The organism is Nitrosospira briensis C-128 (genome assembly GCF_000619905.2).
GTDB lineage: Bacteria > Pseudomonadota > Gammaproteobacteria > Burkholderiales > Nitrosomonadaceae > Nitrosospira > Nitrosospira briensis.
The window spans coordinates 1,740,445-1,760,271 of record NZ_CP012371.1 but is presented as its reverse complement, the minus strand read 5'-3'; the positions used below and the strand labels follow the sequence as shown (position 1 = coordinate 1,760,271).

At 52.9% G+C, this 19,827-nt stretch carries 18 protein-coding genes; 9 read left to right on the top strand and 9 right to left on the bottom strand.

Annotated features, from left to right (window positions below; translation table 11 throughout):
* Positions 1-23: 23 nt before the first annotated feature.
* The 7 genes from rsmG to rpmH all read right to left on the bottom strand — a co-directional run bounded on the left by rsmG (position 24) and on the right by rpmH (position 6,717).
* A complete protein-coding gene (gene rsmG / locus F822_RS07955) occupies positions 24-656 on the bottom strand; it encodes a 16S rRNA (guanine(527)-N(7))-methyltransferase RsmG (protein ID WP_025041509.1) in 633 nt (210 codons plus the stop codon).
* Entirely contained in the window at positions 653-2,563 is a 1,911-nt protein-coding gene (mnmG, locus tag F822_RS07950) for a tRNA uridine-5-carboxymethylaminomethyl(34) synthesis enzyme MnmG (protein ID WP_025041508.1), read from the bottom strand. Before mnmG ends, rsmG begins: the two co-directional genes overlap by 4 nt.
* Positions 2,564-2,743: 180 nt before the next feature.
* Positions 2,744-4,099, bottom strand: coding sequence for a tRNA uridine-5-carboxymethylaminomethyl(34) synthesis GTPase MnmE (gene mnmE / locus F822_RS07945; protein WP_025041507.1), 1,356 nt, complete (start codon positions 4,097-4,099; stop codon positions 2,744-2,746).
* A 103-nt stretch (positions 4,100-4,202) separates the two neighbouring features.
* A complete protein-coding gene (yidC, locus tag F822_RS07940) occupies positions 4,203-5,921 on the bottom strand; it encodes a membrane protein insertase YidC (protein ID WP_025041506.1) in 1,719 nt (572 codons plus the stop codon).
* An 83-nt stretch (positions 5,922-6,004) separates the two neighbouring features.
* Positions 6,005-6,214, bottom strand: coding sequence for a membrane protein insertion efficiency factor YidD (yidD, locus tag F822_RS14860; protein WP_082204619.1), 210 nt, complete (start codon positions 6,212-6,214; stop codon positions 6,005-6,007).
* Positions 6,202-6,561, bottom strand: a complete 360-nt coding sequence (gene rnpA, locus F822_RS07935) for a ribonuclease P protein component (RefSeq protein ID WP_256330299.1) — start codon at positions 6,559-6,561, stop codon at positions 6,202-6,204. The genes yidD and rnpA overlap by 13 nt, the downstream gene beginning before the upstream one ends.
* A gap of 21 nt (positions 6,562-6,582) precedes the next feature.
* Positions 6,583-6,717: a 50S ribosomal protein L34 gene (gene rpmH / locus F822_RS14855; protein WP_082204618.1), complete on the bottom strand. Its 135-nt coding sequence runs from the start codon at positions 6,715-6,717 to the stop codon at positions 6,583-6,585.
* A 195-nt stretch (positions 6,718-6,912) separates the two neighbouring features.
* On the opposite strand from rpmH, the gene dnaA reads away from it, so the two are divergent.
* The 6 genes from dnaA to ribD all read left to right on the top strand — a co-directional run bounded on the left by dnaA (position 6,913) and on the right by ribD (position 15,310).
* A complete protein-coding gene (gene dnaA / locus F822_RS07930; protein ID WP_407938235.1) occupies positions 6,913-8,331 on the top strand; it encodes a chromosomal replication initiator protein DnaA in 1,419 nt (472 codons plus the stop codon).
* Between the two features lie 202 nt (positions 8,332-8,533).
* Positions 8,534-9,643: a DNA polymerase III subunit beta gene (dnaN, locus tag F822_RS07925; protein WP_025041503.1), complete on the top strand. Its 1,110-nt coding sequence runs from the start codon at positions 8,534-8,536 to the stop codon at positions 9,641-9,643.
* 135 nt (positions 9,644-9,778) lie between these two features.
* On the top strand, positions 9,779-12,205 hold the full coding sequence (gene gyrB / locus F822_RS07920) for a DNA topoisomerase (ATP-hydrolyzing) subunit B (RefSeq protein ID WP_025041502.1): 2,427 nt from the start codon (positions 9,779-9,781) through the stop codon (positions 12,203-12,205).
* A gap of 78 nt (positions 12,206-12,283) precedes the next feature.
* Positions 12,284-13,540 carry a serine hydroxymethyltransferase gene (glyA, locus tag F822_RS07915; protein WP_025041501.1) on the top strand — a complete coding sequence of 419 codons (1,257 nt, stop codon included), beginning with the start codon at positions 12,284-12,286 and terminating at the stop codon, positions 13,538-13,540.
* A gap of 89 nt (positions 13,541-13,629) precedes the next feature.
* Positions 13,630-14,109: a transcriptional regulator NrdR gene (gene nrdR, locus F822_RS07910; RefSeq protein WP_025041500.1), complete on the top strand. Its 480-nt coding sequence runs from the start codon at positions 13,630-13,632 to the stop codon at positions 14,107-14,109.
* Between the two features lie 112 nt (positions 14,110-14,221).
* The gene (ribD, locus tag F822_RS07905; protein WP_025041499.1) at positions 14,222-15,310 is read left to right on the top strand and encodes a bifunctional diaminohydroxyphosphoribosylaminopyrimidine deaminase/5-amino-6-(5-phosphoribosylamino)uracil reductase RibD; all 1,089 of its coding nucleotides are present in this window, start codon (positions 14,222-14,224) and stop codon (positions 15,308-15,310) included.
* A 27-nt stretch (positions 15,311-15,337) separates the two neighbouring features.
* Here the strand turns inward: ribD and F822_RS07900 are convergent, their stop codons facing one another.
* Both F822_RS07900 and F822_RS07895 read right to left on the bottom strand, forming a co-directional pair.
* Complete coding sequence (locus F822_RS07900) at positions 15,338-15,898, bottom strand: response regulator transcription factor (RefSeq protein WP_036576211.1); 561 nt, start codon at positions 15,896-15,898, stop codon at positions 15,338-15,340.
* Positions 15,895-17,160 (bottom strand): ATP-binding protein, encoded by a 1,266-nt coding sequence (locus F822_RS07895; protein ID WP_025041497.1) that lies wholly within the window; start codon positions 17,158-17,160, stop codon positions 15,895-15,897. Before F822_RS07895 ends, F822_RS07900 begins: the two co-directional genes overlap by 4 nt.
* Before the next feature lie 292 nt (positions 17,161-17,452).
* Between F822_RS07895 and F822_RS07890 the strand changes: the two genes are divergently transcribed.
* The 3 genes from F822_RS07890 to ribH all read left to right on the top strand — a co-directional run bounded on the left by F822_RS07890 (position 17,453) and on the right by ribH (position 19,824).
* On the top strand, positions 17,453-18,043 hold the full coding sequence (locus F822_RS07890; RefSeq protein ID WP_025041496.1) for a riboflavin synthase: 591 nt from the start codon (positions 17,453-17,455) through the stop codon (positions 18,041-18,043).
* Between the two features lie 18 nt (positions 18,044-18,061).
* The gene (gene ribBA / locus F822_RS07885) at positions 18,062-19,192 is read left to right on the top strand and encodes a bifunctional 3,4-dihydroxy-2-butanone-4-phosphate synthase/GTP cyclohydrolase II (RefSeq protein ID WP_025041495.1); all 1,131 of its coding nucleotides are present in this window, start codon (positions 18,062-18,064) and stop codon (positions 19,190-19,192) included.
* Between the two features lie 149 nt (positions 19,193-19,341).
* Entirely contained in the window at positions 19,342-19,824 is a 483-nt protein-coding gene (ribH, locus tag F822_RS07880) for a 6,7-dimethyl-8-ribityllumazine synthase (protein ID WP_025041494.1), read from the top strand.
* Positions 19,825-19,827 lie beyond the last annotated feature (3 nt).

Sequence of the window (19,827 nt, the reverse complement as noted above, 5' to 3'; positions counted from 1 at the left end):
CGTGGTCGCCAAACCGTCACCCGCTATGCCTGCTTGATCCAGACAAGATGTCGCTCCGCCTCAAGGCCGGGGACTGTAACCGGTAATATTTTTTCGACCATGAACTGTGCTGGGAGCTGTGCCAGTTCTTCGTGAGGATACACTCCTTTCATCGCCACAAGTCTGCCGCCAACGTTTCCTGGCGCACACAAATGCCCCGCCAGGCTGGCAAAATCAGTCAGATCGGAAAAAGCACGTGAAATGACGATATCAAACCCATCTGCCGGTCGAAAATTTTCGACGCGCTCTACCATCACCTCGATATTTTTTAAATTCAGCTCGATTTGCGCCTGTTGCAGAAATGCGGCTTTTTTGTGATTGATTTCGACCAGGGTCACATGCCACTCGGGCCGCGCCAAAGCCAGGGGAATCCCCGGCAAGCCAGCGCCACTGCCGATGTCGGCAATACGCGATCCGGTGACGTGCGGTAAAACCGCCAGGCTATCGAGCAAATGACGAACCAGCATTGCTTCCGGCTCACGCACCGCGGTCAGGTTATGCACCTGGTTCCACTTCCGGATCAGCGCAAGGTATTGCAGCAAGCGCACTTGGGTTTCGTGCGGGAGCGTCAATCCCAGGGCTTCGATTCCGCCAGTAAGTTGCGCCGTGAGACTCATGCGCTCTTCTTTTTTTTCTGGCCGGAAAATCCACGTTTCACGTGTACCAGCAATAATGAAATTGCCGCCGGCGTTATGCCGGAAATCCTGGCCGCCTGTCCTGCTGTTTCCGGCTTGAATTGATTCAGTTTTTGCTGCGCCTCGGCGGAGAGGCCACGCACGGTGGTGTAATCAAGATCGAGCGGCAGGCGAATGTCCTCATAGCCGGCATTACGCGCCACTTCATCCTTCTGACGTTCAATGTAACCGTGATATTTCGCCTGGATTTCAACTTGTTCCGCAACCACGGGATCAGTGACACACTCCCCTGCACCGGGCAGCGTCATCAGAGCAGCATAGGATACGTCCGGGCGCCGCAACAATTCGTATAGCGAATAATCATGCCCAATGGTCTTACCCAGCACTCGCAACACGTCCGCTTCGGGTAACGCATTCAAACTGGTATTTGGACTGAGCCATGTCGCTTTTAATCTGCCTTGCTCTCGAACAATCGCTTCGCGCTTGGCTTCGAATGAAGCCCAGCGTACATCATCGACCACCCCGAGCTCCCGGCCTATCGCGGTCAGACGCAAATCAGCGTTGTCTTCCCGAAGTTGCAGGCGATATTCGGCACGGCTGGTAAACATGCGGTAGGGTTCGGTAACGCCTCGGGTGACAAGATCGTCTACCAAAACGCCCAGGTAAGCTTCGTCGCGGCGCGGGCACCATGCTTCCCGGTCTTGTATCTTGCGCGCCGCGTTAATCCCCGCCAGCAATCCCTGGGCCGCAGCCTCTTCATAACCCGTCGTCCCATTGATCTGCCCGGCAAAAAACAGACCTTCGATTGCTTTTGTTTCAAGCGAACTTTTTAATGCCCGCGGGTCGAAAAAGTCGTATTCGATAGCGTAGCCGGGACGGGTAATATGTGCGTTTTCAAGCCCCTTGATGGACTGCACCAACTTGACCTGCATGTCGAATGGCAGGCTGGTCGAGATTCCGTTGGGGTATACCTCATGAGTGCCGAGACCTTCCGGTTCCAGAAAGATCTGGTGCGATTCCTTCGCTGAAAATCGCACGACCTTGTCCTCGATGGAAGGACAATATCGTGGCCCTGTTCCCTCGATTACGCCGGTAAACAGTGGAGATCGATCCAGACCGCCGCGAATGATGTCATGAGTCCGCCTATTGGTATGTGTCATCCAGCAGGGCAACTGCCGTGGGTGCCGGGCGGCGTCACCCATAAAGGAGAAGACCGGCACAGGGCTGTCGCCCGGCTGCTCGATAACCGCCGAGTAATCGATGCTACGGCCGTCTATGCGCGGCGGGGTACCGGTTTTCAATCGACCCACGGGCAGCTCCATCTCCCGCAGGCGGGCAGCCAGGCTGATGGAGGGTGGGTCGCCAGCCCGGCCGGCCTGGAAATTGGCTGAACCGACATGTGCAAGCCCCCCAAGAAACGTTCCTGCCGTCAGGACCACCGCTCGAGCAGCAAACCTGATTCCCAATTGGGTTACGACGCCTGTGACGCACTCCCCCTCGAGCGTGAGATCGTCCACTCCCTGCTGGAACAGCCACAGGTTGGGCTGATTCTCGAGACGACGCCGGATTGCCTGGCGATAGAGCATCCTGTCCGCCTGGGCACGCGTTGCCCGTACCGCCGGTCCCTTGCTCGAATTGAGTATGCGAAACTGGATGCCGGCTTCATCAGCGGCGGCAGCCATTGCCCCGCCAAGCGCATCAACCTCTTTTACCAGGTGCCCCTTGCCGATACCTCCAATGGAGGGATTACAGGACATCTGCCCCAGGGTTTCGATATTGTGCGATAACAGGAGTGTTTTTTTCCCCATGCGTGCAGCCGCGAGGGCTGCCTCGGTACCGGCATGTCCACCGCCAATGACTATTACATCGAAATTTTCAGAGCAGTTCACTACGCTACCGTCGCATTCGCTAAAGAGGTGGCATTCTACGGTAAAACGGGGGGCTATGTAAGGCGGGGTCCTTCGGAGGGGCAAAACACGATTATCCACGCGCATGTTTCACGTGAAACATTTTTCCTGAAATTCCTGGGAGCCGATAAGTGGCTTGAAGCCGGATTGGCCGGGAGGCGCTTACTTGCCAATACAGAATCGCGAAAATATCTCCCCCAGCAAATCGTCGGCTCCGAACTCGCCGGTGATGGCCGATAACGCTTGCTGAGCAAGCCGTAACTCTTCGGCGAGCAACTCGGGCTGAAACGCTCCCCTGTCCAGTTCGGCCGCGTTTTCCAGGTATTCGCGAGCAGCCGTCAGCGCCTGTAGATGGCGCTGACGCGCCATGAATACACCCTCACCCATCGAGCGTGGCTGCCAGCCGGCCATTTTCAGCAGCCTCTGCCGAAGTGTTTCGATCCCGGCGCCTGTTATCGCGGAAACGTAAATCTCCGATCCGCCTTTTCCCACTCTCGCAAGGGAGCGCTCGTCCAGCAGATCGATCTTGTTATACACGTATATTACCGGCAATCCCGCAGGAAGGCTGTCGAGTATCACCTGATCCGCCGGGGTGACACCCCATCGGCTGTCCATTACGAGCAGCACGAAATTCGCTTTTTCGAGGGTAGAGCGCGTGCGGGCGATACCCATTTTTTCGACAGCGTCGTCCGTTTCCCGCAGCCCGGCGGTATCCAGTAAATGTAGCGGAACACCTTCAATTTCAATGGTCCGGCGAATCGTATCACGCGTAGTGCCCGGTATCTCCGTGACAATGGCCGCCTCTTCCCCCGCCAGCAGGTTCAGCAGGCTTGATTTTCCGACGTTAGGCTGTCCAATCAGAACGATCCATATCCCTTCCCGTAGTATGCTGCCCTGCCGCGCTGATGCAAGCACATGCTCCAGGTGCGCCTGAATGCCCTTCAGCCTGTGGCTGACATCAGCATGATGGGCATGGTCTATTTCTTCCTCGGAAAAATCCAGCGATGCTTCAACCGATATGCGGAGATCAGTGAGCGCTTGCACAGCGATATGTACGGCATCGGAAAATTCCCCTTGCAGAGAGCGCACGGCACAACGTGCGGCTTCGCTCGTACTGGCGTCTATGATGTCCGCTACGCTTTCAGCCTGAGCGAGATCCAGCTTGTTGTTAAGATAGGCGCGAAGGGTGAATTCTCCGGGCTGCGCCATTCGGGCACCCGCCGAGAGACAACTGGATAATAGTAGATTCATCACCGCCGGGCCGCCGTGACCCTGCAGTTCGAGAACGTCTTCGCCGGTATAGGAATGAGGAGCGGGGAAAAAAAGAACGATTCCTTGATCGATGACCTGTCCATCTTCATCGAAAAATTTGCTCAGGCTGGCATAGCGCGGTTCAGGCACATAGCCGATAACCTTCAGCGCCAAGGATTTTATGCCTTTGCCGGAAACACGCACTACACCGATGCCGCCTCGTCCGGGCGGCGTAGCAACCGCGGCAATAGTGTCAGCATTTTCCATCAGGTAATGGGCCGAAGTGAGTCAGCCAACCAGTGGCCCCTCACCTCACCCGAATATTTCCAGCAGAGCCCGCTCGATTTCGAATAGAAAGCGCTCGGCGATATCAGCCGTTCTGCTTTTTCTGTTTTCCCGCAGCAGTAGCGGCGGCGGAACCCTCGATCATGCGCGTGATTTGCCATTGCTGGAGGATAGAAAGCACGTTATTGACCAACGAATATAGCACCAGTCCAGCAGGAAAGAAGAAGAAGAAGATACTGAAAGCGAAAGGCATGATCTGCATCACTTTCGCCTGGATCGGATCTGCGGACGGCGGGCTTAGCTTTGATTGTACGAACATCGAAATACCCATGAGTATGGGCAGTACATAATAAGGGTCGGGAGAGGACATATCCTCTATCCACAATGCAAAGGGCGCGTAACGCAACTCCACGCTCGCGAGCAATACCCAGTACAACGAGATAAACACCGGGATCTGAACCAGGATGGGAAAACAGCCTCCCATTGGGTTGATTTTTTCGGACTTGTAAAAATCCATCATCGCCTGATGCATGCGCTGACGATCGTTCCCGTGCTGTTCACGCAAACGCTGCAGCTTGGGCGTAACCAGCCGCATCTTCGCCATCGACCGATAGCCCGCCGCGGATAACGGGAAAAACACCAGCTTGACCGACATGGTCAGAAGGATAATGGCGACCCCCCAATTTCCCGTCCATGAATGATAGAACGACAACAACCAGAACAGCGGTGCTCCGATCACTGTCAGCCAGCCATAGTCCACCGTAAGGTCAAGCCCGGGCGCAACCGCTGCGAGCTTGCTTTGTTCCTCTGGACCCGCGTAGAGCGGCACCGTAACGGTAGCCGTAGCGCCAGGCTCGATCATGCCCACCGGCACAATGACACCGGCCGTATACTCATTGTCGCCCAAAGGCTTCGCGTAATACTCGCGGGGGGTTTTGTCCTTAGGAAGCCAGGCGGTGAGAAAATAATGCTCCAGCATGGCAATCCAGCCATTGTCAGCCGTTTTAGGATAGGTTGCCTTGCCTTTATCCAGAGCCGAAAACTCGATTTTCTTGAACTTATCCTGCTCCGTGTAAAGCGCGGCGCCCGTATAAGTGGGAATCATGAATACCGAACCCACTGGAGGCTGGCTGTCGCGCAACATCTGGAAATAAGAGAATGGCTGGATCGCGGCAGTTCCCTGATTGGTAACCTCGAAACTGACATCGATGAGATAAGTTCCACGATGGAATGTGTATATCTTGACTACGCGCACACCATCGGCTTCGGGTGCCAGGAGACGTACCTCGATTTTATCCGCCCCGGCTACCAGCTCATACATACTCTGGTCCGCCGTATAAGTTGTCTTGTGGCTGGGCAGGCCTTCTCCAATCAGCCCCGACTGGGCCACATAAACGTGCTCGTCTTGGCTTTGCAACAGTGCGAAGGATTTGTGTTTATCTGCGGTATCAGGGTATTGGAGTAACTCGAGGCGTCGTAAATCGCCTCCCGCAGTATCGATTTCCGCAACGACCATATCGGTCTTGACGACAATTTTTTCGCCTGTTCCCAGTTTGCCAGTGACCTTGACCGGGACAGAGTTTTCAACGGCGGCCCCGTCCTTGCCCGGTTGTGCCGAGACAAGTTTATCTCCGGGTATGGGAGTCTCGTTCTGGCTGTTTTTTTCAGTCTGATTTGCCCCACCTTGGGTTGCAGACACAGATGCGGCTGAGGGTGGCGGAAGTTGTTCCTTCTGCCACGCCTCCCACAGAAACAGCATTGACGTGGCAAAAATCAGGAAGAGTACTAGTTTTTGTGTATCCATCTTGCTTCGCGATTTTATATTTTACGATATGGATAATCGAGGCATGAATTATTCAAACCTTGATAAGCCCTATGTGATAAGTCCTACGGAACGGGGTCATGTCCGCCACGGGCCCAAGGATTGCAGCGCATTATTCGCCAGACACTCAGAAATATTCCCCGAAGCACCCCATGCTTGGTGAGCGCCTCGCATGCATAGTTTGAGCAGGATGGACTGAACCGGCACGAGGGTCCAAAAAAGGGGCTCAGGCAATATTGGTAGATCTTGATAAAACCGATGATTATCCGCGACATCGCTGCAGTTGAATCATGAGCTTTTCCGCTTCCCCCGCTATCCGTGATGAATTGTCGTGGCTAACTCTACATCGTAAACGCACCACGAGATCAAGGCCGGCCAGATCTTGCTGCCGCGCTCGAAACGCCTCGCGCAGCACGCGTTTGACCCTGTTTCGATTTACGGCCAACCGCTCGATTTTACCAGCGATGATCAACCCCAGTCTTGGGTGCAATAAGCCATTGGGCTTAGCGAAAACTTGAAGAAATTCGCTGCGTGCAGAACACTTGCACCGGATAACTGAGGAAAATTCTTCTGCTTTATGCAACCGCTTATTTTTTTGAAAGCGAATAATACAATCCCTCAATTTTGAATCTGGCGCCAGCAGCTATACTGCCAAACGGGCTCGTCCCTTGGCGCGGCGAGCTCTGATAACAGCCGCACCCCCCGTGGTTTTCATGCGAACTCGAAAACCATGGGTTCGTTTCCTCCGTGTCACGGACGGTTGATAAGTGCGTTTCATGATGTCCCCTGAGCCTGATAATCAATAAAACTCGGCATTACAACTCTTTACGTACATTGGTGTCAACCAATATTTTTTCCTTACCCTGTGGATAAGTCGGGAGGAACGGTCTAAAATGGACTCCTCACCTGCGCTTTCGCTTTAGACTCCCGATTTCCGCTTCTTCCCCAATCAGCAATGACAATCATGCCTGCAATGGATACCTTTTGGCTTTCCTGTCTTGAACATTTTGAGAAAGAGCTGAGTGCCCAGCAATTCAATACCTGGATCAAGCCGTTGCGCCTGGAGGTATCGCATAATACTCACGAGTCAACCGCCGTCGTCATCGCTCCCAACCGCTTCGTCATGCAATGGGTCAAGGACAATTTCTTGTCCCGCATCGAACAAATGGCGGGACTGCATTTTCCTCAAGCTATTCGTTTTCAATTGAAGCTTGCTGACCCGATTTCGGTAAAAACAACTGTTCGGGCTGTTGAAAATGCTGATGCGGCATTGCCGTCTGCAACGCCATCTTCAAATTCTGCCGCGTTTGGCGTACCTGTGGTATCGGTGCAAAAATTTGCCATGGATGCAAGAGAAAAACGTGAAAAAAATCCGAGCCGTCTGAATCCATCTTTCACTTTCAATAATTTCGTTACCGGAAAAGCAAATCAACTGGCGCGCGCAGGTGCCATTCAGGTTGCTGAACGTCCAGGCACCGCTTACAACCCATTTTTTATCTACGGTGGCGTCGGGCTGGGAAAAACGCACCTGATCCAGGCTATCGGTAATTTTGTACTGGAACACAACAGCACGGCCAAGGTCAGGTACATTCATTCAGAACAGTATGTTTCCGATGTAGTAAGGGCTTACCAACATAAAGCCTTTGATGATTTCAAACGATACTACCATTCCCTTGATGTACTGCTAATAGACGACATTCAGTTTTTCGGTGGCAAGAACCGTACGCAAGAAGAATTTTTCTATGCGTTCAATGCGCTGATCGAAGCACATAGACAGGTAATCATCACCTGCGACTCTTACCCAAAAGAAATTTCGGGTATGGAGGAACGATTGATTTCCCGTTTTGGGTGGGGCTTGACAGTGGCGGTCGAGCCGCCGGAGCTGGAGATGCGTGTCGCCATCCTGCTAAAAAAAGCGTTGATGGAAAACATCGTTCTGGATGAAAACGTCGCTTTTTTCATAGCCAAGCATATCCGTTCCAATGTGCGTGAACTCGAAGGCGCACTGAAACGAGTACTGGCCTACTCCCGTTTTACCGGCCATTCGTTATCGCTGGACTTGGCGAGAGAAGCATTGAAAGATCTGCTAGCGGTACAGAATCGTCAAATTTCCATTGAAAATATACAGAAGACGGTTGCGGACTACTATAAAATCAAAGTGGCTGAAATGTATTCAAAAAAACGTTCACGCATCGTTGCGAGACCACGACAAATGGCCATGGCCATGGCCAAGGAACTGACCCCGCTGAGCCTGCCTGATATAGGTGAAGCCTTTGGTGGCAGGGATCACACTACCGTACTGCACGGATATCGGAAAATTGCCGAATTACGCGCATCGGACCCAGCGATCAATCGAGACTTTAATGCGTTGCTGCACATTCTGCGCGGTTAATAACAGCGAGGACAGCAAGAGGATGATTTGGGGATAACTCGTTTTTTTTTCGAGGCGGCAATTCTATCCACAAACCACCCACAGACCATACCGGCTTGATACCGGAAAAAAATAAAGGGTAACCGGCTGATGCAATTCAATTTTTTTTATTAATACCGGACTTACCCCGCTTTTATTAACTATTATTTAGGTTTTTAATACAATGAAACTAATAGAAACAGATCGGGATACTTTGCTTAAACCGTTGCAAACGGTTACTGGTATTGTCGAGCGTCGCCATACGTTACCGATACTTTCCAACGTGCTGATAGAGCGAAAGCAGGAGAAAATTTCGTTTATTGCAACTGATCTGGAAATTCAGATAACCACCTCCGTAGAAGACGCTAATCCGGCAGGTGAAGAACGCTCGGTTACAGTACCGGCGAAAAAACTCCAGGACATATTGCGTGCCCTTCCAGATAAGGTTCAAGTAACGCTGGAAACCGGTGAGAACAGGCTTCATGCCAAAGCGGGAAAAAGCCGTTTTAATTTACAAACCCTGCCTGTCGAGGATTTCCCTAAATTTCCCGAAAGTACGGAACCCCAGGCAAAAATAACAGTACAGCAGAAAGAGCTGAAACATATCCTGTCCATGGTTCAATATGCGATGGCGCAGCAGGACATCCGTTACTATTTGAACGGCCTCCTTTTACTGATGGAGGACAATTACCTGAAAGTTGTCGCTACCGATGGACACCGCCTGGCATTTGCCTTGATGTTGCTGGCAGCACCTCAGGAAAAAAAAGAAGTCATCCTGCCGCGCAAGGTGGTGCTGGAGCTTTCCAGGCTGTTGAATGACGTTGATGAGCCTGTCACAGTGGAATTCCTGCAAAATCAGGTCCGCTTCACCTTTTCAAATGTGATACTGGTATCCAAAGTTGTGGATGGCAAATTTCCCGACTACAACCGTGTTATCCCGGAAGGCTACGAGAAACAGTTTGATATAAATCGGCTGCTGCTCCTGCAGACGCTGCAGCGTGCATCGATTTTATCCAATGAAAAATTTCGCGGCGTCCGTCTGATATTGACGTCAGGTAATCTTCGTATTGTGTGTAATAACAGTGAGCAGGAAGAAGCACAGGAAGAGCTGGAGCTTCAGTATGAAGGCGAAGCGCTGGATATAGGCTTCAATATCACCTACCTTCTCGATGTATTGAACCATCTGAATTGCGAGACGGTACGATGCGCATTCGGCGACGCCAACAGCAGTGCGCTTATTTCCATCCCCGGCAACAATGATTTCAAGTATGTCGTGATGCCGATGCGGATATGAACGGCAGAGCAACCCCGTCAACTGCGCCGACCGGCTATTTAAAACCAGTTTTGCGGAGGTATTCTTGCCGGACAGGTGGAATGGAAGCCGGTCCACGTTTCACGTGAAACTGAAGACAACTGAAGGAACAGGATAATGAACGACAAAAACCGCACTCGACAGCAAAAAAATGAAAGTTCGACCGCTTATGGTTCGGACAGCATCAAAATCCTGAAAGGGCTTGATGCCGTGCGCAAGCGGCCAGGCATGTACATAGGCGATACGAGTGACGGCACCGGCTTGCATCATATGGTCTTCGAAGTGCTGGATAACGCCATTGACGAAGCGCTAGCGGGTCATTGTGACGAAATCTCCGTGATCATTCATCCCGATAATTCGCTGACCGTACAGGACAATGGCCGGGGTATTCCTACCGGTATCAAGCACGATGATGAATTGAAACGCTCAGCCGCTGAAATCGTCATGACTGAACTGCATGCCGGCGGCAAGTTCGACGACAATTCGTATAAAGTATCAGGAGGACTGCATGGCGTTGGCGTTTCCGTGGTCAATGCCTTATCGGAATGGTTGCGCCTCACTATCCGCCGAAACGGGCAGGTTCATCAGATCGAGTTTCGCATGGGCGTTCCCGTGGGGCCGCTGGTTGTCACCGGCAAGACCGAACGCCGCGGTACGGAAGTACACTTCCTGGCAAGCAAGGAAATCTTCGGTGATATTGAATATCACTATGATATATTTGCAAAGCGTCTGCGCGAACTTTCCTTCCTCAACAACGGCGTTAAAATTCATCTGGTTGATCAGCGCAACGCCAAGGAAGAAATTTTCGCTTTCGTTGGAGGCGTAAGAAGCTTCGTCGAGTATGTCAACCGCACCAAGTCGGTTCTTCATCCGAATATTTTCTATGCTTCAGGTGAAAAAGACAACATCATGGTTGAAGTCTCGATGCAGTGGAACGATAGCTATTCCGAACAGGTGTTATGCTTTACCAATAATATTCCCCAAAAGGATGGGGGCACCCACCTCACCGGGTTGCGCGCTGCCATGACGCGCACGCTCAACAACTATATCGAAAAAAACGAGGTGGCAAAAAAAGCCAAAATTGAAACTTCCGGCGACGATATGCGCGAGGGTCTATCCTGTGTTTTGTCCGTGAAATTATTCGAGCCCAAATTTTCCTCGCAAACCAAGGAAAAACTCGTCTCCTCGGAAGTGCGACCTGCGGTGGAGGAAATCGTATCGCAAAAATTGGCGGAGTTCCTTTTGGAGCAACCGCTGGATGCCAAGACGATCTGCGGTAAAATCATCGATGCGGCACGAGCACGCGAAGCCGCGCGAAAGGCGCGTGAATTGACTCGGCGTAAAGGCGTACTGGACGGCATGGGGTTGCCCGGGAAGCTTGCCGACTGCCAGGAAAAAAATCCCGCGCTCTCTGAGCTGTATCTGGTCGAAGGGGATTCCGCAGGCGGCTCGGCGAAGCAGGGGCGCGACCGAAAATTTCAGGCGATCCTGCCGTTGAAGGGGAAAATCCTGAATGTCGAAAGAGCCCGTTTCGACAAGTTGATTTCGTCGCAGGAAATCGCATCTCTCATTACCGCGCTTGGCACCGGAATCGGCAAGGACGAATACAATCCCGACAAATTGCGTTACCACCGCATAATCATCATGACCGATGCGGACGTGGATGGGTCGCACATTCGCACCCTGCTGCTTACTTTCTTTTACCGGCAAATGCCGGAATTGATCGAGCGTGGCCATATATTCATTGCCCAGCCGCCGTTGTACAAGATCAAGCACGGCAAGCAGGAACGCTACGTCAAGGATGACCATGAACTCAAGCAATACCTGCTGGGTCTGGCGCTAGACGGAGCCGAATTGCATAACCAGGAAGATCAGCGGCCTCTCACTGGAGAGACGCTGGAAAAGATCGCCAACGAGTACCTGCTGGCCGAAGCCGTGATCGAGCGCATGAGCCGCCTTATCGACAGCGAAGTAATGCATACGTTGTTCCTGCATCCTGATATCGACCTAAGCAGCGAGCGCCTCGCCGCTGAAAGCGCGGCCAGGCTCGCAGCACATGTTTCCAGGGTAAAAATTACACCGGAATACGATGCAGCCACCGAAGAGTTTCGGTTGGAAATTTCCCGCATGCATCACGGCAATGTTCGCACCACCTACCTCGATCAGGAATTTCTGCAGAGCGGTGACTATGCTCAAATCAAGCAAACCGCTGAAGCGCTCGATGGATTGATGGGGCCAACAGCCTACGTCAGACGCGGTGAACAAAAACGAGCGGTAAGTAATTTCAAACAAGCGCTTGACTGGCTGCTGCAGGAGGTAAAAAAAGGCATTGGCACCCAGCGCTACAAGGGCTTGGGTGAAATGAACCCGGCACAGTTATGGGAAACCACCATGGATCCCGCAAGTCGCCGGTTGTTGCGTGCCCAGATCGAGGATAGCATCGCTGCCGACGAAATTTTCACCACCCTGATGGGTGACGTGGTCGAGCCGCGGCGTGCATTCATCGAAAACAATGCATTGGGCGTAAGAAATCTCGACGTATAGTCGTAATAACGATGGAAAATTCGGCAAGATAATTATCTATACATATTTTATTAAAATAATATCAAGGACTTAATCGACATGCTGTCCCCGAAACTGACCCTGGAAAAGGTCGACCCCGATCTCTGGCAAGCAATAAAAGGTGAAGTACAACGCCAGGAAGAATATATCGAGTTGATCGCCTCGGAAAATTATGCCAGCCCCGCAGTGATGCAAGCGCAGGGATCGGTGCTGACGAATAAATATGCTGAGGGTTATCCCGGCAAGCGGTACTACGGCGGCTGTGAATATGTAGACGTTGTGGAGCAGCTTGCGATAGACCGACTGAAAGAATTGTTTGGTGCGGAGTACGTCAACGTTCAGCCGCATTCCGGTTCACAGGCCAATGCCGCAGTATATTTAACGGCATTGAAGCCCGGGGATACGCTGCTCGGCATGTCGCTCGCCCATGGCGGTCATTTGACGCATGGCGCCTCAGTCAACCTCAGCGGAAAAATTTTCAACGCTGTTTCATACGGACTCGATCCTAAAACCGAAGAGCTCGATTACGACGAGGTGGCCCGCCTGGCGCACGAACACAAGCCCAAAATGATTGTAGCGGGGGCTTCCGCCTATGCGCTGGTTATAGATTGGAAACGCTTTCGTAAAATTGCCGATGAAGTAGGCGCTTACCTGTTCGTAGACATGGCTCACTACGCCGGGTTGGTGGCGGCAGGGTTTTATCCTAATCCCGTCGGTATTGCCGATTTTGTCACCAGCACTACGCACAAGACGTTACGCGGGCCGCGCGGCGGTGTGATCCTGGCCAGGCCGGAGCACGAGAAAGCGCTGAATTCCGCAATTTTTCCCCAGACTCAAGGGGGGCCGTTAATGCACGTGATTGCGGCCAAGGCGGTAGCGTTTAAAGAAGCCGCGAGTAAAGAGTTCAAGGATTACCAGGAACAGGTGATCGACAACGCGCGCGTAATGGCCAAGGTGTTGCAGGAGCGCGGACTGCGCATCGTATCGGGACGCACCGACTGCCACATGTTTCTGGTGGACCTTCGTGCCAAGTATATTACAGGCAAGCTGGCGGCGGAATCTTTGGAGCGGGCGCACATTACCGTCAACAAGAATGCCATCCCCAACGATCCGCAGAAACCTTTTGTCACCAGCGGAATCCGTATTGGTTCGCCTGCGATCACCACGCGCGGTTTTACGGAAATAGAAGCGGAACAATTGGCAAATCTGATCGCCGATGTGCTGGACGCGCCTACGGATGTCGCGGTGATTTCGCAAGTGGCGGAAAAGGCAAAAGCACTCTGTGCAAAATTCCCGGTATACGGAACAAACTGCTGATTGCGTTACATGCACGCATTATATCGACCCATGTCCGCTGAGCACCTTCGATCGGCGGGTCGCATCTATTCACTCTCTGAATTTGTGTCATGAAATGCCCGTTTTGCAACGCAGATGACACAAGCGTGATAGATTCCCGCGTCAGCGAGGAAGGCGACAAGATACGTCGTCGTCGCCGTTGTCTCACCTGCGACAAACGGTTTACCACTTACGAGACGGTGGAATTGCGTTTACCTCAAGTGGTAAAACAGGACGGTAATCGCGCTGAGTTCGATCGCAAAAAATTGCTGACGAGCTTCGTGCGAGCTTTACACAAGCGCCCGGTCCCGACCGCGGATGTGGACGGAGCGATGGATCGCATTGTGCAAAAACTTTTAAACCTGGGCGAACGCGAGATCCCCACGCGCAGGATTGGCGAGATGGTGATGGAGGAACTCTTCAAGCTGGACAAAGTCGCTTATATCCGCTTTGCATCGGTTTACAGAAGTTTTCAGGACGCAGATGATTTTCACAATGCGATCAAAGAACTGCAAAAACCACAGAAAAAAAGAGAAGAAAAAAAATCCTGAGGGTAACGCCAGCACATCCGTTATTTTTTTGATCTTCGCTGGGATAAAAAAATAATCGGACGGAGCCGTAAATCTTTCCGCAATTTCGATCAATTGAAATTATGGACCGCCTATGTTCTCGTCAACCGATTACAGATTTATGGCCCAAGCTTTGCGGCTTGCGGAAAAAGGACTCTATAGCACAAGCCCTAATCCCCGCGTGGGTTGTGTGCTGGTGCGCGACGGCCAGGTCATTGGCAGCGGCTGGCATGAACGTGCAGGCGGGCATCACGCTGAGATAAATGCGCTCGCTGCTGCCGCTACCGGTGCAGCACAAGGCGCGACCGCTTATCTCACGCTGGAGCCCTGCAGTCATCACGGACGAACTCCCCCTTGCACCGAAGCATTGATCAAGGCGGGCATTGCGAAACTGATAATAGCCATGGAAGATCCGAACCCCCTGGTATCAGGCAGAGGGTGCGCATCCCTGAAAGCGGCAGGGATAGAGGTGCAAGCCGGGCTGATGGAAACGGAAGCAAGGGCGCTCAATATCGGTTTTATCTCGCGCATGGCACGCAATCGTCCGTGGATCAGGATGAAAATTGCCGCGAGCCTCGACGGAAAAACCGCGCTCAACAATGGCGCTAGCCAATGGATAACCGGTGAAGCGGCGCGACGCGACGGTCATCGTCTTCGCGCCCTCTCTTGCGCTGTTCTCACCGGTATCGGCACGGTCCTGGCGGACGATCCGCAACTCACGGTACGTCACGTAAACACCTCCAGGCAGCCATTGCGGGTGGTAGTCGACAGCCGGCTCGATATTCCGGTGGATGCCGGGCTGCTGCGTGGCGGCGGAGAACTGATTTTTACCGCGACCGCCAGCGAGGGAAAAATCATGGCATTGCGTGAGGTGGGCGCTCGTGTCATCGTATTGCCGGGAGAAGATGGCAGTGTTGATCTCGCCGGCATGATGCGACAGCTTGCCGACTTTGAAATAAATGAAGTGCTGATCGAGGCAGGCTTCAAACTGAATGGTTCTCTCATCAATGCGGGGCTGGTGGATGAGCTGGTAATTTATCTCGCACCGTGTCTGATAGGTGATGCGGCGCGCGGTATGATGAAATTGCCCGAACTGGCGAATCTTGCGGATAAGCGCGCGCTCAAGATAAACGATGTGCGGATGGTGGGAACGGATATACGGCTCACCGGCAGTTTTTCATAAGTCGCTTGAGAACCATTCGGCCATATTTTATGTTTTGGCAGGGTTCTTGGTGAGCTTTCGTTGCAAGGTGCGCCGATGCATATTCAGTGCTCTTGCCGTTACGGAAACATTGCCCTTATTCTCATTCAACACACGCTGGATATACTCCCATTCAAGGCGGCCGACGGATAACGGATGCGCGCTGATCTGAACATCCGCATCCCCTGTGGTGCGCTCGAACGCCATCATGATTTCATTGACGTCGACCGGTTTGGCAAGATAATGCATTGCCCCGAGTTTGATTGCTTCCACCGCGGTGGCAATGCTGGCATAACCAGTCAACATGACAATCCGGGTACCGGGGTCAAGCGCATTCAATTTTTCAACCAGGGTCAATCCTGAAATGCCGGGCAGTCTGAGGTCGATAACGGCATACTCCGGCGTACAAGCCTCCGCGCACTCCAGGGCCTGCTCGACGGTATGTGCACAGGTAACGTTGAATCCGCGTTTAGTCATTGCGTTCGCAAGTACCGTACAAAAAGTCGAGTCGTCGTCGACAATGAGTAACGCGGGGCGATCATCCACTTCCGTTGTCGATAATGTTGTCATATCGATTGCCGTATCAGGGGTAATGTAACTTGAGTACAGGCGCCGCCTACCCGATTGGTCAGGCGTACCCTGCCGCCAAACCGCTCGATATTCGCATTTGCCAGAAATAAACCTATCCCGAAACCCTGCCCTGAGGCTTTGCTCGTAAAGAATGGCTGGCCTGCGCGCTGCACGGCTTCCCCGGTTAATCCGTCGCCATAATCGAGAATCTGAAGATGCAGTTCCTGATAATTCCAGCTGACTTCGATCTCGATATGCTTCAGGGACGCATCCGCCGCGTTGTTCAACAGATTTAAAATCGACTGGCTCAGCAATTGCGTATTGAGTATCTGTGGAGCAGGTTGTACGCCGCTGTCATGATAAGTAAATTGGACGGAAGGTCGCATCAATTGCCATTTATCCAGCACTTGTCGCAAAAAGGAGTCGACAGCCTGGCCGCTGCCCTCCTCGGCCCGTGCTTGTCCGGCATCGGCCAATAATTGTGTCAGCGTATGTTTACACTGGGTGATCTGATCGCGCAGTATCCTGATATTGTCTTGAAATTCACGGTTCTCTTTATATTCGTCCTGCAGTTCCCCGGTGACAACCGCCATCGTCGCCAGCGGCGTACCGAGCTCATGTGCGGCGCCGGCCGCCAGCGTGCCCAATGCAATGATCTGTTCGTTACGCAGCGCCTGTTCGCGTGCCAGTGCCAGATCCTTGTCGCGCTCGCGAATGGATATGCCCATCTTGACAACAAACCAGGCGATCAACATGGTGCTTAATACGAAGGCCAACCACATGCCCGACACATGCAGGTTAAACTCGCTGTTGTGTTCCTCATGATCATGCGGCAGCGGCAGGTAATAAAACAGCATCAGCGTATAGCAGCTTATTGTAACGGCAGCCATCACCCACGTGTAGGCCCAGGGCAGCGCGGCGGCGGCTATCGTCAGCGGCAGGAGATACAGCGATATAAACGGGTTTGTCGACCCGCCGCTGAAATACAGCAGTGCGCTCAATGCAAAAACGTCAACCAGCAGCTGAGCGAAAAACTCGATGCTCGAGACCGGCCATTTGCGGCGCAGGCGTATCCATGTCGCCAGATTCAACACGGCCAGCATCACTGTTACCGCTACCATTTCCGCCCAGGGCAACTGCATGTTGAGCACCCAGTGCGCCAGGGCAAAAGTCATGCACTGCGCGGCAATCACGATATTCCTGAGCAGGAACAAGCGCTGCAAATTCTTGCTTAAGGGCGACTGGCTGAGATCACTGAACATTTCTGTTGCTGGGCTGTGTGCGGTGTCTTTGTGTATGATGTAGTTTCTGGAACAACAGGGGAGCTCCCGGTTTGCACCGTAGGTCAGGCTACGGCTACGAGCATAGCCGTGTGTCTGTTCATGCTTATTTTATCAGCTGGGTTGCCAACCGGGCGCTTCAGGCATGATTTGTTCTGGATACCCCGAACATTAGCGTATATTGCCACCCACGACCATGCGGCAAATTGCCGCACACCTCATATGAGCAGATGCAGGCAATGAGATTATTGTATTCAAGAGCGGAGAGCGCTTGATGTTCACCGGAATTGTCGAAGCTGTCGGCGAGATAAAGCAAGTCCGTTCCATGGAGGGCGGCATAAACTTGAGTATTGCGCCAGGTATGCTGAACCTGGAAGATGTGGAAACGGGAGATAGCATTGCAGTAAATGGTGTATGCCTTACGGTTACCGGTATAGCAAACGACATGTTTTCTGTAGATGTCTCACGCGAGACATTGGATTGTACCGAAGGCCTGGATAAGCCTGGCGGGCAAGTCAACCTCGAAAGGGCACTACTGTTGTCCGACAGGCTTGACGGTCATTTAGTGAGCGGCCATGTGGACGCAAGCGGCGAAGTCATCAAGCTGGAGCCCGCAGGCGAAAGTTATACCCTGGTGATCAACGCGCCGGACGCATTATTAAAGTATATTGCCAGAAAGGGTTCAATCTGTGTGAACGGCGTCAGCCTGACGGTGAACCGGGTAGCGGGAAACGAGTTGGAGATCAATCTCATCCCTCACACCCTGGCCGTTACGACATTGAAGAATCTGAAGATGGGCGCGAAAGTAAACCTGGAAGTGGATATGTTGGCGCGATATGTAGAGCGATTGATGGGAATTGCATGAGAATGACTGAAATTTGACATGATAATCAGCTCGATTCAGGAAATAATTGCCGACATCAAGGCCGGCAAGATGGTAATCCTCGTGGATGAGGAAAACCGTGAAAATGAAGGAGACCTGATCCTGGCCGCCGATTTCGTCACCCCGGCAGCGATCAATTTCATGGCGACGCATGGGCGGGGCCTGATCTGCCTGACGCTGACCGAGGAGCGCTGCCGCAAACTGAATCTGCCGCTGATGGTGGTGGCCAATCGCTCGCCGCTGGGTACGAATTTCACGGTTTCCATCGAGGCGGCCAGCGGCGTTACCACCGGCATTTCAGCGGGCGATCGCGCACGCACTGTGCAGGCAGCGGTAAATCCGGATGCGAAGCCCGATGATGTTGTCCAGCCAGGGCACATTTTTCCGTTGATGGCGCAAACCGGGGGGGTGCTCGTGCGTGCCGGCCACACCGAGGCCGGCTGTGACCTGGCAAATTTGGCGGGGTTGAGTTCCGCCTCCGTCATCTGCGAAATCCTGAAGGACGATGGCAGTATGGCGCGTCTGCCGGATCTGGTCGAATTTGCCGCAAAGCATCAGCTCAAAATTGGCGCGATCGCAGACCTCATTCATTACCGCAGTCGTACCGAAAGTCTTGTTAAGCGGGTGGCCGAGCGTCCCATCCAGACAGTTCATGGTGAATTCCGCCTCGTTGCCTATCTCGATAAAACGGTTAACGCCACCCATCTGGCGTTAGTGAAAGGCACGATCAATCCCGTTACTGAAACGCTGGTGCGAGTGCATGAGCCGCTTTCCGTCATGGATCTGCTTGATATCAGTGACGAGACGCATTCCTGGAACGTAAATGATACGCTTCAGGTAATCGCGGGCGCGAGTAGCGGCGTGATCGTCCTGCTGCATTGCAGGGAAAGCGCGGCTGAGCTGATGGAACGCGTGATGCCGGCAAAATCCACACATCGCGTTGCCGCCAGGACAGACCTGCGCGATTATGGTATTGGCGCACAGATACTCAAGGATCTTGGTGTGGGCAAGATGCGGTTGCTGGCCGTCCCGCGAAAAATGCCGAGCATGGCGGGTTTTGGACTCGAAGTAACCGGATATCTGGAGCCGGAGGAAAAAAAGCCGGTTACCAAGCCGCTAAAGTCGAACTAGCGCAATGCATCGGCACGGGTCGGGAAATATTGTCAAAGGATATCCGGAGCAGCTGGGAAAATTCGGGTGAATGCGCCTGGTGGCCGATTGTTTAATGACCGGTTGGCACGTTTATCTGTTGCTGTCAGATTTGTTTAAAGGAGTAAAACATGGCGCGTTACGAAAACATTCTTGAACTTGAGCCCGATCTTAACGGCGGAGAGTTACGTATCGGCATCGTTATGAGTCGTTTTAACATCGATGTGAGCGACGGATTGCTTAGTGCTTGCACTGCGGAGCTGGTGAAGCGCGGCGTGGAGGAATCGGGCATGCTGCTGGTGACGGTTCCCGGCGCGCTGGAAATTCCCATGGCGCTGCAAAAGATGGCTTTGACCGACCAGTTTGATGCGCTGATAGCCTTAGGCGCGGTGATACGCGGCGACACCTATCATTTCGAGGTCGTATCCAATCAATCCACCAGCGGCGTGGCCGCGGTGCAATTGGACACCGGCATCCCTATCGCCAACGGCATCCTCACCACCGATACCGATGACCAGGCATTGGCGCGTATGAGCCATAAAGGAACCGAGGCAGCCTTGGTCGCGATAGAGATGGCTAATCTGATGCGAGACCTCGACGAAGTGACCCAATAAGCA

Excerpts from the sequence above, each read along its gene's own strand:
- glyA (WP_025041501.1), top strand. The coding sequence starts at position 12,284 with ATGCTGTCCCCGAAACTGACCCTGGAAAAGGTCGACCCCGATCTCTGG.
- rsmG (WP_025041509.1), bottom strand. The coding sequence starts at position 656 with ATGAGTCTCACGGCGCAACTTACTGGCGGAATCGAAGCCCTGGGATTG.
- rpmH (WP_082204618.1), bottom strand. The coding sequence starts at position 6,717 with ATGAAACGCACTTATCAACCGTCCGTGACACGGAGGAAACGAACCCAT.
- dnaA (WP_407938235.1), top strand. The coding sequence starts at position 6,913 with ATGGATACCTTTTGGCTTTCCTGTCTTGAACATTTTGAGAAAGAGCTG.
- ribBA (WP_025041495.1), top strand. The coding sequence starts at position 18,062 with ATGATAATCAGCTCGATTCAGGAAATAATTGCCGACATCAAGGCCGGC.
- yidD (WP_082204619.1), bottom strand. The coding sequence starts at position 6,214 with ATGTCGCGGATAATCATCGGTTTTATCAAGATCTACCAATATTGCCTG.
- gyrB (WP_025041502.1), top strand. The coding sequence starts at position 9,779 with ATGAACGACAAAAACCGCACTCGACAGCAAAAAAATGAAAGTTCGACC.
- F822_RS07890 (WP_025041496.1), top strand. The coding sequence starts at position 17,453 with ATGTTCACCGGAATTGTCGAAGCTGTCGGCGAGATAAAGCAAGTCCGT.
- mnmE (WP_025041507.1), bottom strand. The coding sequence starts at position 4,099 with ATGGAAAATGCTGACACTATTGCCGCGGTTGCTACGCCGCCCGGACGA.
- F822_RS07900 (WP_036576211.1), bottom strand. The coding sequence starts at position 15,898 with ATGACAACATTATCGACAACGGAAGTGGATGATCGCCCCGCGTTACTC.
- yidC (WP_025041506.1), bottom strand. The coding sequence starts at position 5,921 with ATGGATACACAAAAACTAGTACTCTTCCTGATTTTTGCCACGTCAATG.
- nrdR (WP_025041500.1), top strand. The coding sequence starts at position 13,630 with ATGAAATGCCCGTTTTGCAACGCAGATGACACAAGCGTGATAGATTCC.
- ribD (WP_025041499.1), top strand. The coding sequence starts at position 14,222 with ATGTTCTCGTCAACCGATTACAGATTTATGGCCCAAGCTTTGCGGCTT.
- F822_RS07895 (WP_025041497.1), bottom strand. The coding sequence starts at position 17,160 with ATGTTCAGTGATCTCAGCCAGTCGCCCTTAAGCAAGAATTTGCAGCGC.
- ribH (WP_025041494.1), top strand. The coding sequence starts at position 19,342 with ATGGCGCGTTACGAAAACATTCTTGAACTTGAGCCCGATCTTAACGGC.
- dnaN (WP_025041503.1), top strand. The coding sequence starts at position 8,534 with ATGAAACTAATAGAAACAGATCGGGATACTTTGCTTAAACCGTTGCAA.